The 14,998-nt window shown below is 43.9% G+C and carries 12 protein-coding genes; 4 read left to right on the plus strand and 8 right to left on the minus strand.

What is annotated here, in order from left to right:
* Positions 1-27: 27 nt before the first annotated feature.
* From AAE02nite_RS24705 to AAE02nite_RS24735, 7 genes are all read right to left on the minus strand, one after another.
* Complete coding sequence (locus AAE02nite_RS24705) at positions 28-648, minus strand: flavodoxin (protein ID WP_146904990.1); 621 nt, start codon at positions 646-648, stop codon at positions 28-30.
* 91 nt (positions 649-739) lie between these two features.
* A complete protein-coding gene (locus AAE02nite_RS24710; protein ID WP_146904993.1) occupies positions 740-1,225 on the minus strand; it encodes a nuclear transport factor 2 family protein in 486 nt (161 codons plus the stop codon).
* A 77-nt stretch (positions 1,226-1,302) separates the two neighbouring features.
* Entirely contained in the window at positions 1,303-1,797 is a 495-nt protein-coding gene (locus tag AAE02nite_RS24715; RefSeq protein WP_146904996.1) for a nuclear transport factor 2 family protein, read from the minus strand.
* 74 nt (positions 1,798-1,871) lie between these two features.
* Entirely contained in the window at positions 1,872-2,858 is a 987-nt protein-coding gene (locus AAE02nite_RS24720; protein WP_146904999.1) for an aldo/keto reductase, read from the minus strand.
* A gap of 21 nt (positions 2,859-2,879) precedes the next feature.
* Positions 2,880-3,725: an aldo/keto reductase gene (locus AAE02nite_RS24725; RefSeq protein ID WP_146905002.1), complete on the minus strand. Its 846-nt coding sequence runs from the start codon at positions 3,723-3,725 to the stop codon at positions 2,880-2,882.
* Positions 3,726-3,926: 201 nt separating this feature from the next.
* A complete protein-coding gene (locus AAE02nite_RS24730; RefSeq protein ID WP_146905005.1) occupies positions 3,927-6,197 on the minus strand; it encodes a molybdopterin cofactor-binding domain-containing protein in 2,271 nt (756 codons plus the stop codon).
* 26 nt (positions 6,198-6,223) lie between these two features.
* On the minus strand, positions 6,224-6,679 hold the full coding sequence (locus tag AAE02nite_RS24735) for a (2Fe-2S)-binding protein (protein WP_146905008.1): 456 nt from the start codon (positions 6,677-6,679) through the stop codon (positions 6,224-6,226).
* Positions 6,680-6,883: 204 nt separating this feature from the next.
* On the opposite strand from AAE02nite_RS24735, the gene AAE02nite_RS24740 reads away from it, so the two are divergent.
* The 3 genes from AAE02nite_RS24740 (at position 6,884) to AAE02nite_RS24750 (ending at position 12,441) form a co-directional block, all read left to right on the plus strand.
* Entirely contained in the window at positions 6,884-7,780 is an 897-nt protein-coding gene (locus AAE02nite_RS24740) for a helix-turn-helix domain-containing protein (protein WP_146905011.1), read from the plus strand.
* Between the two features lie 277 nt (positions 7,781-8,057).
* On the plus strand, positions 8,058-10,880 hold the full coding sequence (locus AAE02nite_RS24745) for a leucine--tRNA ligase (protein WP_146905014.1): 2,823 nt from the start codon (positions 8,058-8,060) through the stop codon (positions 10,878-10,880).
* A 397-nt stretch (positions 10,881-11,277) separates the two neighbouring features.
* Positions 11,278-12,441 carry a PQQ-dependent sugar dehydrogenase gene (locus tag AAE02nite_RS24750; protein ID WP_146905017.1) on the plus strand — a complete coding sequence of 388 codons (1,164 nt, stop codon included), beginning with the start codon at positions 11,278-11,280 and terminating at the stop codon, positions 12,439-12,441.
* Between the two features lie 275 nt (positions 12,442-12,716).
* Here the strand turns inward: AAE02nite_RS24750 and AAE02nite_RS24755 are convergent, their stop codons facing one another.
* Positions 12,717-13,901 carry a Gfo/Idh/MocA family protein gene (locus tag AAE02nite_RS24755; protein WP_146905020.1) on the minus strand — a complete coding sequence of 395 codons (1,185 nt, stop codon included), beginning with the start codon at positions 13,899-13,901 and terminating at the stop codon, positions 12,717-12,719.
* Between the two features lie 364 nt (positions 13,902-14,265).
* On the opposite strand from AAE02nite_RS24755, the gene AAE02nite_RS24760 reads away from it, so the two are divergent.
* The gene (locus tag AAE02nite_RS24760; RefSeq protein ID WP_146905023.1) at positions 14,266-14,880 is read left to right on the plus strand and encodes a YqaE/Pmp3 family membrane protein; all 615 of its coding nucleotides are present in this window, start codon (positions 14,266-14,268) and stop codon (positions 14,878-14,880) included.
* The last annotated feature ends 118 nt before the right edge of the window (positions 14,881-14,998 follow it).

Genomic DNA, 14,998 nt, shown 5'->3' on the forward strand with positions numbered 1-14,998 from the left:
TAATTATATGCCTTTGTTATGCTAAATTTATTCCGATATCTTTATTTTCTGCAGCCAGGCTTTTACTTCCGTTTCTGTGCTTTGCGCTTTTTCGCCTTTCATCACAAATAAAACCCCATCCCGCTCTATGCCGCCTTTGGTGTTAAAGCCCTCCAATATTTGGCTATTAGGGGCCATTGTTTTTACGGTTTCGAAGCTACTGCCTATGCCGTAGCCGGCGTTGGTATTAAAGGGAATAATGGTTTTACCGCTTAAATTATATTGTTTTAAAAAGCTTTTCAAGGGCGGGGGCAGTTGCATCCCCCAGGTTGGGAAGCCGATAAATATTGCCTCATATTTTTGAATATTTTCTATTTTAGTTTTGAGCGGCGGTAAAAAACCAGTTTCATTTTCTTTGGCTACCTGGTCTACAATTTGCCTATAATTTGTTGGGTAAGGATTTTCCAGTTCCAAGGCCACTAAGGTTCCGCCTATCTGCTTATGAATCATTTCGGCCAAAGCTTTGGTATTATTGGTCCGGGATAAATACACAATTAATATTTTATCCAGGTTTACCTTAATGGTTGTCTCCACCTTAATTGCTTCCGTTTGTGCGGAGGTAGCGCAGGCCGAAAATAACAGCAGAAAGGCAACCAGCAGATTCAGCATAAAAGATTATTTAAAGAATGCAGCGTTTTTAATTTTCTAGGTTAAATCAGCTTTTTAACTATTTGTATTGGGGATATTTATAGCAGTTAGGCTACTTCTGATTATACTTAACCGGCCTGGCCAGCCGGGAAAAAGTAAGAGAGCCCATTTTCCATTTACCATTTTCTTTCACATATACCTCCGTTACCATAAATGGATTAACAACTTCGTTGCCGCCCACCACGGCTACCAAATCAATGTCATTTAGCAGGATGGCCGTATTATCAATAAATTTCACAGAAGATGAATAGACCTCCGCTTTCTTGTACCAGATGTTGCCAGATTGAATCACCTTAATTTCCTGTTCTTTGCCCCAGCTGCCGCCCATGTGCACAAACATTGCTTTTTCATGGAAAAGTGTCGCCAAGGTATCAACCTGTTTATCGGCCATCCATTGCCATTTTTTATTAGAAAGATTAATAATTTCCTGGTCCGAGTGCGGCACGTTTGCCGTAGCAGTTGTGGCTTTTTTTTGCGCGGTGCACGACCCAAATACAAATAACAGGAACAGGCCAAGGATGAAAGCTTGTAATTTCATGGTGGTATATATTTTAAGAAATTTTATATGGTATATTTTAGCGTTACTAAAACTTTAATTTGTCAGCTTAAATTCTGCTAATCTTTAATTTGGTGGGTATCCCGGACACTGCTGAAAGTGAAGGCCAATAATTTCCAATCGGTGCCTTGTTTTTTATAGACCTCGGTTACGGTAAACTCCGTTACGGCATCAGCGCCCCGCACCACCGCCGTGAGCGTTATGCGGTTCCAGAGAATGGCTGTGTCGTCCACGAATTCTACGGCCACATCGTGCACATCGGCTTTCTTGTACCAAATGCTGCCCGATTTAATAATTTCCAGCTCCTCCTCCTTTTTCCAGGTGCCGCTCATGTGCACAAACTTTGCTTTATCGTGAAAGAGTTGGGCCAGTTTATCTACGTTTTTATCAGCCATCCACTGCCATTTCTGTTTGGATAAATTTATTATTTCCGGCTCTGCCTGCTGAATATTTACCGCCGAAGCACCTATATTTTTTTGCGTAGCACAGGAGCTTAATAGCAAAAGGCTTAAACAAAACAGGACCGGTATTCTTAGTTTCAGAAATAATTTCATAGGTTTTATATTATGGGTAATTAGTTTATAGAATTAAATAATTGAGAAATAAGAATTTATTCCAACCCAGTTAACTACCGGTCAATCATTTTGGCGGCTTGTTCCGAATACCGGTTACCCTGCACTTCAATTTGAGAAAGCGCCTGATTAATTTTATTCAGATCATTTGCCTGTAGGGTAATATTTACTGAACCCAGGTTTTCTGCCAGCCGGTGTATTTTGGTAGTTCCCGGAATGGGCACTGTCCACGGCTTTTGGGCCAACAACCAGGCCAAGGCAATTTGGGCCGGCGTAGCGTTCTTTTCGGTAGCTATGGTACCGAGCAATTCCACCAAGGCTTGATTGGCTTTGCGGTTTTCTTCGGAAAAGCGGGGAACCGTGTTCCGGAAATCTGTTTTATCGAAGGTGGTATTTTCGTCTATTTTACCGGTTAAGAAGCCTTTACCCAACGGACTAAATGGCACGAAACCAATGCCCAATTCTTCCAGCGTAGGCAATATTTCGGCTTCCGGTTCGCGCCACCACAACGAATATTCGCTTTGCAAAGCCGCAACTGGCTGCACAGCATGCGCCCTTCTTATGTTTTGCACCCCCGCCTCCGACAAACCAAAATGTTTTACTTTACCTGCCTGGATTAATTCTTTTACCACACCGGCAACTTCTTCAATCGGTACATTGGGATCTACGCGGTGCTGATAAAATAAATCGATTACCTCGGTTTTTAACCGTTTTAACGACGCTTCGGCCACCGCTTTTATAGTAGACGGTCGGCTATCTACCCCAATAGATTTACCATTTTCCAATTTAAACCCAAACTTGGTAGCAATTACTACCTGGTTCCGGAATGGTTCTACGGCTTTTCCTACCAGCTCCTCGTTCGTGAACGGTCCGTATACTTCGGCGGTATCAAAAAAGGTAACGCCTTGTTCAAAAGCAGCCCGAATTAATTTTATTGCTTCCTGGTCTTCAACGGCTTTGCCATAGCCAAAACTCAAGCCCATGCAGCCCAAACCCAATGCAGATACTTCTAAACCACTTTTACCTAATATTCTCTTTTCCATGTTTTTGAATTTAAAATGGTATTAAAGTTTTCGTTCGCCGAGCCATTTCACCATTGCCGGGTCGCGGTGGTCGAAAAAGCTGCTGGTTTTGGTGTCTAAGGTTTGAATACCGGCCATATCCGCTTCACTTAGTTCAAAATCGAAAATATTAAAGTTCTCCGCTATCCGTTCTTTGCGCACTGACTTGGGAATTGCTACTACCCCTCTTTGCGTAAGCCAGCGCAATACAATCTGGGCAATGGTTTTATCATATTTTTCACCAATATTTCTTAAAAACTCATTACTAAACAGATTATTTTTACCTTCCGCAAATGGCCCCCAGGATTCTATTTGTACCCCGTTTTGAGTTAGAAATTTTTGCGTTTCTAATTGCTGGTGAAAGGGATGGGTTTCAATCTGATTGATGGTCGGAACTATTTCGTTGTGAATAATTAAATCGATAAGGCGGTCCGGATGAAAATTGCTAACCCCAATGGCTCTGATTTTTCCTTCCTGGTATAAGTCCTGCATGGCCCGCCATTCACCATACACATCGCCGTAAGGCTGGTGCATCAGATATAAGTCCAAATACTCTAGTTGTAATTTTTTAAGCGAATCTTCGAAGGCTTTTATTGTTCCTTCATAACCATTAGATTGTATCCAAAGCTTAGTAGTTATAAATAATTCTTCTCTAGCTACTCCACTCTTCTTTATTGCTCTCCCAACAGCTTCTTCATTCATATAAGAAGCAGCCGTGTCAATTAAACGATAACCGGTTTCTATCGCCTCTAATACGCTTCGCTCACACAATGCCAGGTCCGTAACCTGAAAAACGCCAAATCCTAATATTGGCATTTCGACGCCGTTATTTAACTTAACCGTTTGCATATTATCTCTCTTTGTGTATTATTGAATTTTAACACTACAAAGGTAAATGCAAATAAGCGCAGAAGGATTATACAGATTACGGGTTTACTTACCAATATTACTGATTGTGTAAGGAATCAAAAAGGAGATGAGAAAGGAGTAATAAAAACTAAGCCGGGAACAAATGTATTTTGTTTCCGGCTTAGTTAGCCTGAGGAGAAATCAAATTTGTTTGCCTTCTTTTTTGTTTAAATCCGGGGCAAAGGGCTGGTTGTAAAACCGTTTGCCCGTGGATTTGAAAAGCGCATTGGCTACCGCTCCAAAAACCGGCGGAAACGGTGGTTCGCCCAAGCCAGTCGGGTCGATATCGTTCTGCACAAAATGAACCTCAATTTTCTTAGGTGTTTCATTCATGCGAATCATGCGGTACTGGTGGAAATTGGATTGCTCGGGTTTGCCATTTTTATGCGTTAGCCCCCCGTAAAAGGCATTACCAATGCCATCTACCACGGCACCTTCTACCATATTTTTAGCCGCATCCGGATTTACCACAATACCGCAATCAACCGCACTAAATACCCGTTCCACGTAAGGTTGACCATCCTTCATGACCATATCTACCACATGGGCGGCATAAGAATTATGGCAGAAATAAGCCGCCACACCACGATTGTATTTTTTATTTTCGGGTTTGCCCCAACCGGACTTTTCTTTCACCAGGGTTAATATGCCGGCGTAACGGTCCGCATTGTAGTCATTATCTTTACCTACTGGGTTTTCTTTCGCCCTTTTCAATAGCGCCAGTCTAAAATCAATGGGGTCTTTACCCATGGCTTCGGCCAGTTCATCTAAAAAGGATTGTTCGGCCGCGGCATTAAAGTTAGAGCGAGGTGCCCGGAAGGCCCCAATGGTAATATTGGAAGGTATTTGCCAGCCTTCGGCCAGGTAATTATCCACGGCACCAGCCGGAAAACGGTTGGCATGAATAGCATGTTCCGGAATACCACCTCCTTTTACATGAAAGCCAATCAGGTTTTTATTTGCATCCAGCGCTGCCCGGTAAGTAGCCGTGTACATCGGCCGATAAATACCGTAGGTCATATCATCTTCGCGGGTGTATACCAGTTTAACTGGTGCATTTACTTTTTTAGAGATTAGCGCGGCTTCATAGAGATAATGTCCATAGGCCCGGCGGCCAAAGCCTCCTCCCATCCGGGTCATCTGAATTTCAATCTTGTCGCCTGGCAGGTTTAATAATTTTGCCAGCGTAGGTTCTGACCAACCTGGGGCTTGCAGCGGTCCAGCCACCAAAGCTTTCTCCTCCGTAACATGGGCAAAGAAATTCATCGGCTCCATGCAGTTATGGGCTAAAAACGGGGCATTATATGTGCGTTCGATAATTTGCGCCGCATTCTTAAAAGCTGTTTCGGGATCGCCATCTTTCCGGAGCTGTTGTGCAGGTTTGGCTGCATATTCCTGCATTTTTTTAAACATCGCGTCGGTACTTTCCAACTCGCCCGGCACCGTTACCTCTCTTTTCTGGCCCCGGCCGCCGAAGGTGTCTTTGGTGTCGCCAGCCGGTTCCCATTGTACATTTAATTTTTTGCGGGCCTGCATCACCTCCCAGGTAGTTTTACCCACTACCACCAGCATATCGTTAAAAGTCCGGGTATCGAAACCGCCCTGTTCAAAACCATCTTCGTATAATTTTTGGCTGAAAATAGCCTTAATACCCGGCATCTTTAAAGTTTCCGCGGCATCAAAAGATTTCAATTTCATCCCGAAAGCCGGCGGGTGCACAATCATGGCAATCAGCATGCCTTCCTGCTTATAATCCAGGCCGAACAGTGGTTTGCCCGTCACAATTTTCAAGCCCTCTACATTTTTCCGGGCACTGCGGACAACGTTAAAATGCTGCGGCTCTTTTAGCTTAACTTCTTTTGGAATAGGCAGAGCCGCCGCTTTAGAGGCAAAGCTGCCATAAGTGCCGGTTTTACCGCTTTTTTGGTGAAACAGTATTCCGCCTTTTGTGGTTACTTCCTCTATTGGTACTTTCCAGGTTTGGGCAGCCGCCTCCATTAACATTTGGCGGGCTGTCGCCCCGGCTTCCCGGAGAGGTTTCCAATACATACGTACCGAATTACTGCCGCCGGTAAATTGCGGCCCTAATTTCACATTGTCGTGGGGGCCCATTTCTACCTCAATTTTTTGCCAGTCGGCTTCCAGTTCTTCGGCTACCATCATCGGTAGGGAAGTCATTACATTTTGCCCGAATTCCGGATTAGGGTTCAGGATTTTTATAATATTATCCGGGGTAATTTTAATGTAACCGGTTATTTCCGTCCAGGTAGGTTCCGCGTTCAGATTATTACCAATAGTATATGCCGCTTTGGCGCTGGCCAGCCAACTAAAATTTAAGAGCAAGCCGCCACCGGCCAGGGCTGATGCCTTCAGGAAAGAACGCCGGTTAATTGATTTTTTAATATTTTCCATGCTTTTAAGTCTTAATTTATCTCTAATTAGGATTTAGCCGCATCTAAAATGGCAGCTTTTATGCGGGTGTAAGTACCGCAGCGGCAAATATTCCCGCTCATAAAAGCATTAATATCTTCGTCGGTTGGTTTTGGCTTGTTTTTAAGCAAAGATACGGCACTCATAATTTGCCCGGCCTGGCAATACCCGCATTGCGCCACATCGTGCTCCAGCCAGGCTTTTTGTACTGGATGGTCTCCTTTAGCCGATAATCCTTCGATGGTGGTAATTTCCTGGTTAGCTACCGCCGAAACCGGTAATTGGCAGGACCGAACCGCATTACCGTTTAAATGCACGGTGCAGGCGCCGCATTGCGCCACACCACAGCCGTACTTGGTACCTGGCAAATCTAAATGGTCGCGCAAAACCCACAAGATTGGGGTAGCAGGGTCTGCCTCTACCTGCCGGACTTTCCCGTTTACTTTGATATTAAAATTTGCCATCAGGATATTATGTTAATGTGATATCTATTTTTCTTCAAGGTCTTTTGAATAATTTCAGTTCCTCAGGTTCAAAATTCCATTTTATTTTCCGTTAAGTAGTTATACATATTACGGTTTTACTTACCAATATTACTGATTTAGGTAAGCGCATGCCGGTAACACTAAATATACCATTAATTTTGAAGGAGTTATAACAATATTCCTATGGAAAATATCCGCCGCTTTGTAACCATAAACGATTACAATGTTTTTAATAACAATGAAACCCTGCACCCACTGGTAAGTGTGGTAGATTTATCAAAGGCGAGTCCCCGGCAAGCGTCTAACATGTATTTTGGGTTTTATACCGTCTTTTTAAAAGATGTGGTATGCGGCGATTTGCGTTATGGCCGGCATACCTACGATTACCAGGAAGGAACGCTGGTGTTTATCGGACCCGGGCAAGTGGTTAGTGTAGACAATACCGGCGAAACCTACCAACCGAAAGGCTATGCCCTGATTTTCCACCCGGACTTAATTCATGGCACTCCATTAGGACGTCATATTCAGGATTATACTTTCTTTGGTTATCAATCTAACGAAGCGTTGCACCTATCGGAAAGGGAAAGAAAAATTGTGTTGGATTGCTTTTCAAAGATTGAATATGAACTGGAACACGCCGTTGACAAGCACAGTAAAAGATTGATTGCCTCCAACATTGAGTTATTGTTAAACTACTGCGTCCGGTTTTACGACCGCCAGTTTATTACCCGCGAGAATCCGCACAAAGGGGTGCTGGAACGCTTTGAAATATTGCTGAACGAATTTTTCCAATCGGATAAGCCACAGCAAATTGGTTTGCCTTCCGTAGCTTACTGTGCGGGTGAGTTGCATTTATCGCCGAATTACTTTGGCGACCTGATTAAAAAAGAAACCGGCAAAACGGCGCAGGAATATATTCAGGCCAAGGTAATGGAGGTGGCCAAAGAGCGGATTTTTGACCAAAGTAAATCCGTTAGCCAGATTGCTTATGATTTAGGCTTCAAGTATCCCCAACATTTTACCCGCTTATTTAAACAACGGGTGGGCTTCTCTCCGAACGATTACCGGAACCTCAACTAATTGCCGGAAATGCCCGGAAGTATTTAGATATCTTAAAACCGGGTAAATTATGTTTAAATTTTTCCGGGTAAATATTGCCTGCTTTTTATAACCGCAGATATTGCAATCATTCTTGTAATATTATTCTTTGTTTATTATTTCTAAAATGGAAACCCCTTTTGGTTGAATTTTTGTAACTAATTGTCTTAACTTGCAGAAATAAACAAAACCGAACAACCCGGCTGGCTGGTTCATTAAAATATTACCGGAGGCCATTTTCGATTTCATAAACAAAAGCATGTCAGATTACAACTTTAGTCAGATAGAGAAAAAGTGGCAGCAAACCTGGGCCCAGCAGCAAACTTTTAAAACCACTACCGATAATAGCAAACCCAAGTACTACGTGCTGGATATGTTCCCGTACCCCTCGGGCGCCGGCTTACACGTAGGTCACCCGCTGGGATATATTGCTTCGGATATTATGGCTAGGTATAAACGCCAAAGGGGTTTTAATGTGTTGCACCCCATGGGGTTCGATGCTTTTGGTTTGCCTGCCGAACAATACGCTATTCAAACCGGACAGCATCCGGCCATTACTACCAAAGAAAATATTGCCCGCTACAAAGAGCAGTTAAGCAGCCTGGGATTTTCTTACGACTGGAGCCGCGAAGTGCGCACCTCCGACCCGGATTATTATAAATGGACCCAATGGATATTTCTGAAACTTTACGATGCCTGGTATAACCAGGAAACTGATAAAGCCGAACCGATTGCCACGCTGATAGCTAAGTTCGAACAAAACGGAACTGCCGGTGTAAAAGCCGCATGCGACGAAGAGGAGCGTACGCTTTTTACTGCCGCAGAATGGCAAGGGTTTAATGAAAAACAGCAATCGGATATATTATTGCAATACCGGCTGGCCTTTTTATCGGAAGCCACGGTAAACTGGTGTCCGGCTTTAGGAACCGTGCTAGCCAACGACGAAGTAAAAGACGGAGTGAGTGAGCGCGGCGGTTACCCGGTAGAACGCAAGAAAATGCAGCAGTGGAGCTTACGCATTACCGCCTACGCCGAACGTTTGCTGAACGATATAGAAGCCCTGGACTGGACCGAAGCTATTAAAGAAATGCAACGCAACTGGATTGGTAAATCTTTGGGCGCGGAGCTGAACTTTACAGTAAAAGATTCGGAACGGCAACTTAAAGTATTTACTACCCGGGCCGATACCATTTACGGTGTTACCTACCTGGCTATTGCCCCCGAACACGAATGGGTACCGGAATTAACCTCTCCGGAGCAGCGCCAGGCCGTGGAGGAATACGTGAGTACCGCCAAAAACCGCTCGGAGCGCGACCGCATGAGCGATGTAAAAACCATTAGCGGCGTATTTACCGGTTCGTACGTGCTGAACCCGCTGAATGGCGAAGAAATTCCGTTGTGGGTGGCCGATTACGTTTTGGCCGGCTACGGTACAGGTGTGGTAATGGCCGTTCCCGCCAGCGATATCCGTGACTTTAATTTCGCCAAACACTTTAATTTGCCCATAGTGCCGGTTATTGAAGGCTCTAATACCGACGAGGTGTACGAAGCCAAAGAAGGTAAAATGATTAATTCGGACTTCCTGAACGGTATGGAGGTAAAAGACGCTTTGGTAGCTGCCACCGCGAAGTTCGAAGAAATGGGCATTGGTCAGGGCAAGGTAAATTACCGGATGCGCGATGCGATATTTGGCCGCCAACGCTACTGGGGCGAACCCATTCCGATTTATTACAAAGACGGTATTCCGCAACCATTACCCGAATCGGAGTTGCCGTTGGTATTACCCGAAATTGATGCTTACCTGCCCACCGAAACCGGCGAGCCGCCATTAGGCCGCGCCAAAGATTGGAAATATAAAGGTGAATATTCGTACGAGCTAAGCACCATGCCGGGCTGGGCAGGCTCCAGTTGGTATTATTTGCGCTACATGTCGCCGGATAACCAGGAAGCTTTTGTTACGCCCGAAGACGAGCAATATTGGCAGAACGTAGATTTATATATTGGTGGCTCTGAGCATGCTACCGGTCACTTATTATATTCCCGCTTCTGGTACAAATTCCTGCATGATTTAGCTTTGGTTTCGCAAGTCGAGCCTTTTCAGAAATTGATTAATCAAGGCATGATTCAGGGCCGGTCTAATTTTGTGTATAGAGTTAAAGGTGATAAAAATGTTTTTGTCTCCTTAAACAGGCTCGGTCATAATTGGACCCAAGAAGAATTGGAAAGAACTGGTTTTAATGAAACTCCAATTGGACAATATACACCTTTACACGTTGAAGTAAATTTAGTTGATAACGATATACTGGATATTGAAGCTTTCAAAAAATGGCGTTCTGAAAATGCTGATGCGGAATTTATCCTGGAAGATGGCAAATATATCTGCGGGGTGGAAATTGAGAAAATGTCCAAATCGAAGTACAACGTGGTGAACCCAGATGTGCTGGTGGAACGCGTTGGTGCCGATACCCTGCGGATGTACGAGATGTTTTTGGGTCCACTGGAACAGTTTAAACCCTGGAATACCAACGGCATCGACGGCGTACATAAATTCCTGAAACGCTATTGGAAATTATTTTTCGATAACAACGGCAACTTCTCGGTTTCAGACGATCAGCCAACACCGGCCGAACTGAAAACACTGCACAAAACTATTAAAAAGGTAGAGGAAGATATGGAACGCCTTTCGTTTAACACCTCGGTAAGTACTTTTATGATTTGTGTTAACGAGCTGACAACCCTGAAGAGCAATAAACGGGCTATTCTGGAGCCGCTCACCGTAATATTAGCCCCTTACGCGCCGCACATTACCGAAGAAATCTGGTCTTTGCTGGGCCATACCGAAACCATTGCGTATGAACCATTCCCGACCTGGGAGGAGAAATATTTAACCGAAAGCACTTTCGAATATCCGATTTCGGTAAACGGCAAGATGCGCGGTAAACTGGCTTTCCCAACCGATAAACCAAAAGAAGAAATCGAAAAAGAAGTTATTTCTTCGGGTGTGATTGATAAATATTTAGAAGGCAAAGCACCGAAAAAAGTAATTGTGGTGCCTAATAAAATTGTTAACGTGGTAGTTTAAAGGCTATACCTGAAAATCAGAAACTGATAATCAAATATTTTAGCAACGAAAAGGCCGTATAAAATTGCGGCTTTTTCGTTATACTATATATTAGATGCCTTTAAATTGTAAGCGTATGCTTTAATAATATATTTTAACAGATTTACGCATTCATTACTATGTCCGGTTTTCAAGTTATTCTACCCATAACTGTCATTCAGGAGGAAACTTGTTCGTGACCTGCTAGCAAGTTTCCTCCTGAATGATAGTTATGGATTACTTAAACTTAAATACTTAACTATTACCAAACACCCATTATCCTATTGTATTTCTTTTTCTTCGTTACTTTTTCATCATTTACCGTATTAATTTTGTACCCAGTTAAAAGAAAAGATCTTAATCCTAACCCAATAATAAAATGAATAAACCTGTTATTTATACCTTATCCTTGTTACTAACAGCTTTTACCGCTTTGCCCGGTAAAGCTGCCGATTCTACACCCCCTAATTCAGTTTCCGAAACGGTGGCAGATTCTTCGGCTTATACTGTCGAAAAACTACACGAAGGCTTTAAAAATCCATGGGGTATGGCCTGGCTGCCGGACGGCCGTATGCTGGTTACCGAAAGATCCGGCGAAATATTGGTTTTCAAAAACAACAAATTTACCGGCGAAAAACTGGCCGGTGTGCCAAAAGTATTTAACAAAGGACAAGGCGGTTTGCTGGATATAAAACTGCACCCGAACTACGCTAAAAACCAGTGGATTTACATCTCCTATTCAAAACCCGTAGAAGGTGGAGCCACCACGGCGATTATGCGTTTTAAGCTGAAAGGCAACCAGATTGTGGAGGCGAAAGATATTTTTGCCGCTAAACCCTATATACCAGCCGATTTCCACTTTGGCAGCCGCATTGTTTTCGATAAAGATAATTTCCTTTACTTCAGCTCCGGCGAAAGAGGCACACAACCTAAAGTACAGGAACTAAACAACGACCACGGTAAAATTCACCGGATTTACGACGATGGCCGGGTACCGCAGGATAACCCGTTTGTGGGTCAGAAAGATGCCAACCCTACTATCTGGACCTACGGCCACCGGAACCCGCAAGGTATGGTGTACGACGCTGCTACCAACCGGATTTGGGCGGTAGAACACGGCCCCAAGGGCGGCGATGAACTGAACCTGATAGAAAAAGGTAAAAACTACGGCTGGCCCAAAACTTCGCACGGAATTAACTACAACGGTACAATCCTGACCGAGAACAAAGAACTGCCCGGCATTGAAAAGTCTGTCCGGATTTGGGTACCCTCTATTGCGCCCTGCGGCATGACCATTGTAACCAGCAATAAATACCCCGACTGGAAAGGCAATTTATTAGTGGGCGCGCTGGCCCACAAACACATTGCCCGCGTACAGTTAGACGGCACCAAATACGTGGCCGAAGAAAAGTTAGCGCAGGACATTGGCCGGGTTAGATGCGTGGCCCAAGGTCCGGACGGCTATGTTTATGCCGTGACTGAAGGCCCCGGTTTGCTTATCCGGTTAATGCCAAAAAACGACACAGCTAAAGCAGCTAAATAAGACCTGACAAATTCAGTCTTGAAAAAAATAAATTGCCCCTGTTACGGTAAACGCAGCAGGGGCAATTTATTTTTAAATGATATGGCTATTTGTAAATGGAAGGTGGCTTATTAGAGATATTCCAAAAATGCCATTACAACCCACTCCTGTCATTCAGAAGGAAACTTGTTAGCAAGTCACGAACAAGTTTCCTTCTGAATGACAGGAGTGGGTACAAAAGACCTAAATAATTTATTTCTACTCTTATTTTTATAATATTTTATTCTGATTAGAATTTATGCCTTCTGGGTTATTTTCTGGGCTTGCTTCTGCGCTTTGAGCGCCAATTCAGTAGCCAGAAAACAATGCTCCTGACTCATGGCTGTTTCGGTGCGGTTTACAATATCATCCACGAGCTGCTTGCCGTAAGGCAGATCGGTATCTTTGCTATCAATATAACGGGTTTCTTTCTGGTCAGTCAAAAATAAGTGGTTACCGCCGGGACGGCCGCCTATATCAATATTTTTACGGATTTCAATAAAGCCTTCGGTACCCAAAACAGTTAAACGACCGTCGCCCCAGGTTTTCAAGCCATCCGGGGTAAACCAGTCTACCCGAATATAACCGGGACCGCCATTGCCGCGCAACATGGCATCGCCAAAATCTTCGAACTTCGGATATTGCGGATTGTTAAAATTGCCGACCTGCGACGCTACAATTTCGGCCTGGGTGGAGCCCGTGAAATACAAATATTGGTCGAACTGGTGCGATGCAATGTCGCAAATAATACCGCCAAACTTTTCTTTATCAAAAAACCATTCGGGTCGCGATTTTGGGTTCATGCGGTGTGGCCCCAGCCCAATGGTTTGCACCACTTTACCAATGGCGCCGGCTTTTACCAATTCCCCGGCTTTTACAGTAGCCTTGTTTTCCAGGCGCTCGCTGTACATGATAGAGTAAATCCGTTTGGTTTCTTTTTGTACCTTACGCACTTCGGCCAACTGTTCCAAAGAAGTAATACCGGGCTTATCTACCATAAAATCTTTGCCGTGGCGCATTACCCGCACCCCTAAAGGCGCTCTTTCATTCGGAATAGAAGCGCTCACCACTAGCTGGATTTTTTTGTCTTCGAGGATTTCCTTTTCGCTTTTAGCCTGTTTGGCCTGCGGAAACCGTTTTATAAAAGCAGCTGCCAGATCCGGCTCCTTGGCATAAAAATTAACCAGTTCGCCGCCGCCCCGCAGCACCGCCTCTACCTGCGAATAGATGTGACCATGATTTAAGCCAATAACCGAAAACCGGATGCGGGGAGCTGCCGGATTAGCAGTGCTGCTTCCCCGGGTTAGGATAGCCGGTGCGTTGGTGAAAATTTCTGTTCCGGCCTGGGTCGCGTTCGGTAAAGCCGATAAAACCATCATACCGGCGGCCGTGGTTACGGTTTCTTTTATAAACTTGCGCCGGTTAAACTGTAAATCATTCATGTACTTTATTATTTCGGTGGTGGATATTTTTGCCCGTTTTAGGTATTAAGCTATTAATTTAAAAGTTTTCCCTTACAAATAAATGCCTCTTACCCAAAGTTTATATCTTTTCATAACAATCCTGGTAAAATCAGGTAAGATTTTGGCAGAAAAAAAGTAATAGTCAGTCTTTAAATAAATTTGATTCAGGCCACTTTGCACCAAATAATTTCTTTCAAAAGACCTAAATAATACAAAAATACCTGATTTAATAACTAAAAATATAAAAATGAGTAGACTATATTAAAATATATTTTAACCAGAAAAAGCCAGGATTCAGGAGCGCCATTGGTCTTGGTTATTATTTAAATTAAAATTCAAAACTATGAAAAAGCAAAGTCTACTCTATTCAGGTGTGGTGTTGTTCTTAGCGCAGGTTTTATTTTCGTGTAGCTCTGCTGAATATTACCGGTTGGCCCCCAATAAAGAAGCAACCTACCAAAAAGTTAAAACCCAGCCGGCAGCTACGGTAGCAGATGTTCTGGTTTCTAACGAGGTACCATTGCCTACTGCCACCCGCCAACCTTTAGCTACCAACCTGGCCGAGCCGGCACTGCTTGCCAGTAGGGAACCTGCCACGCCCGTAGCAGTCAGAAAACCATTAGCTGCTAAGCCACTGGCTCCTGCCCTGACACAAAACCAGCATAAAACCGAATTAACTCCCGCCGAAACAGAAGCGTTAGCGTTGGTGCAGAGCCGGCTGACTAATTTAACCAAGTCAGAGCGTAAAGAACTTAAAACCAACGTTAAAGAGGTGCTGCAGACAAACGCGTCCGGATCGAATATCGTGGAAATAATATTTGCGATTCTGATACCGCCGGTGGGTGTATTTCTGCATGAGGGTATTAACAACCGGTTCTGGATAAGCTTGTTGCTTACCATCCTGTTTTTTATACCCGGCATGATTTACGCCTTGTTGGTAGTAACAGACACTATTTAGAGTTAACCGGACAGACATTAAGTGCTAGACAATCTTTCTTTAACTATTCAGATTTAAATTTTCATTTTTCAAAAACAGCCCGGCCTAAAACCAGGGCTGTTTTTTTTATCACAGAATC

Origin of the sequence: Adhaeribacter aerolatus (assembly GCF_007991635.1) — a bacterium.
Taxonomy (GTDB): Bacteria; Bacteroidota; Bacteroidia; order Cytophagales; family Hymenobacteraceae; genus Adhaeribacter; species Adhaeribacter aerolatus.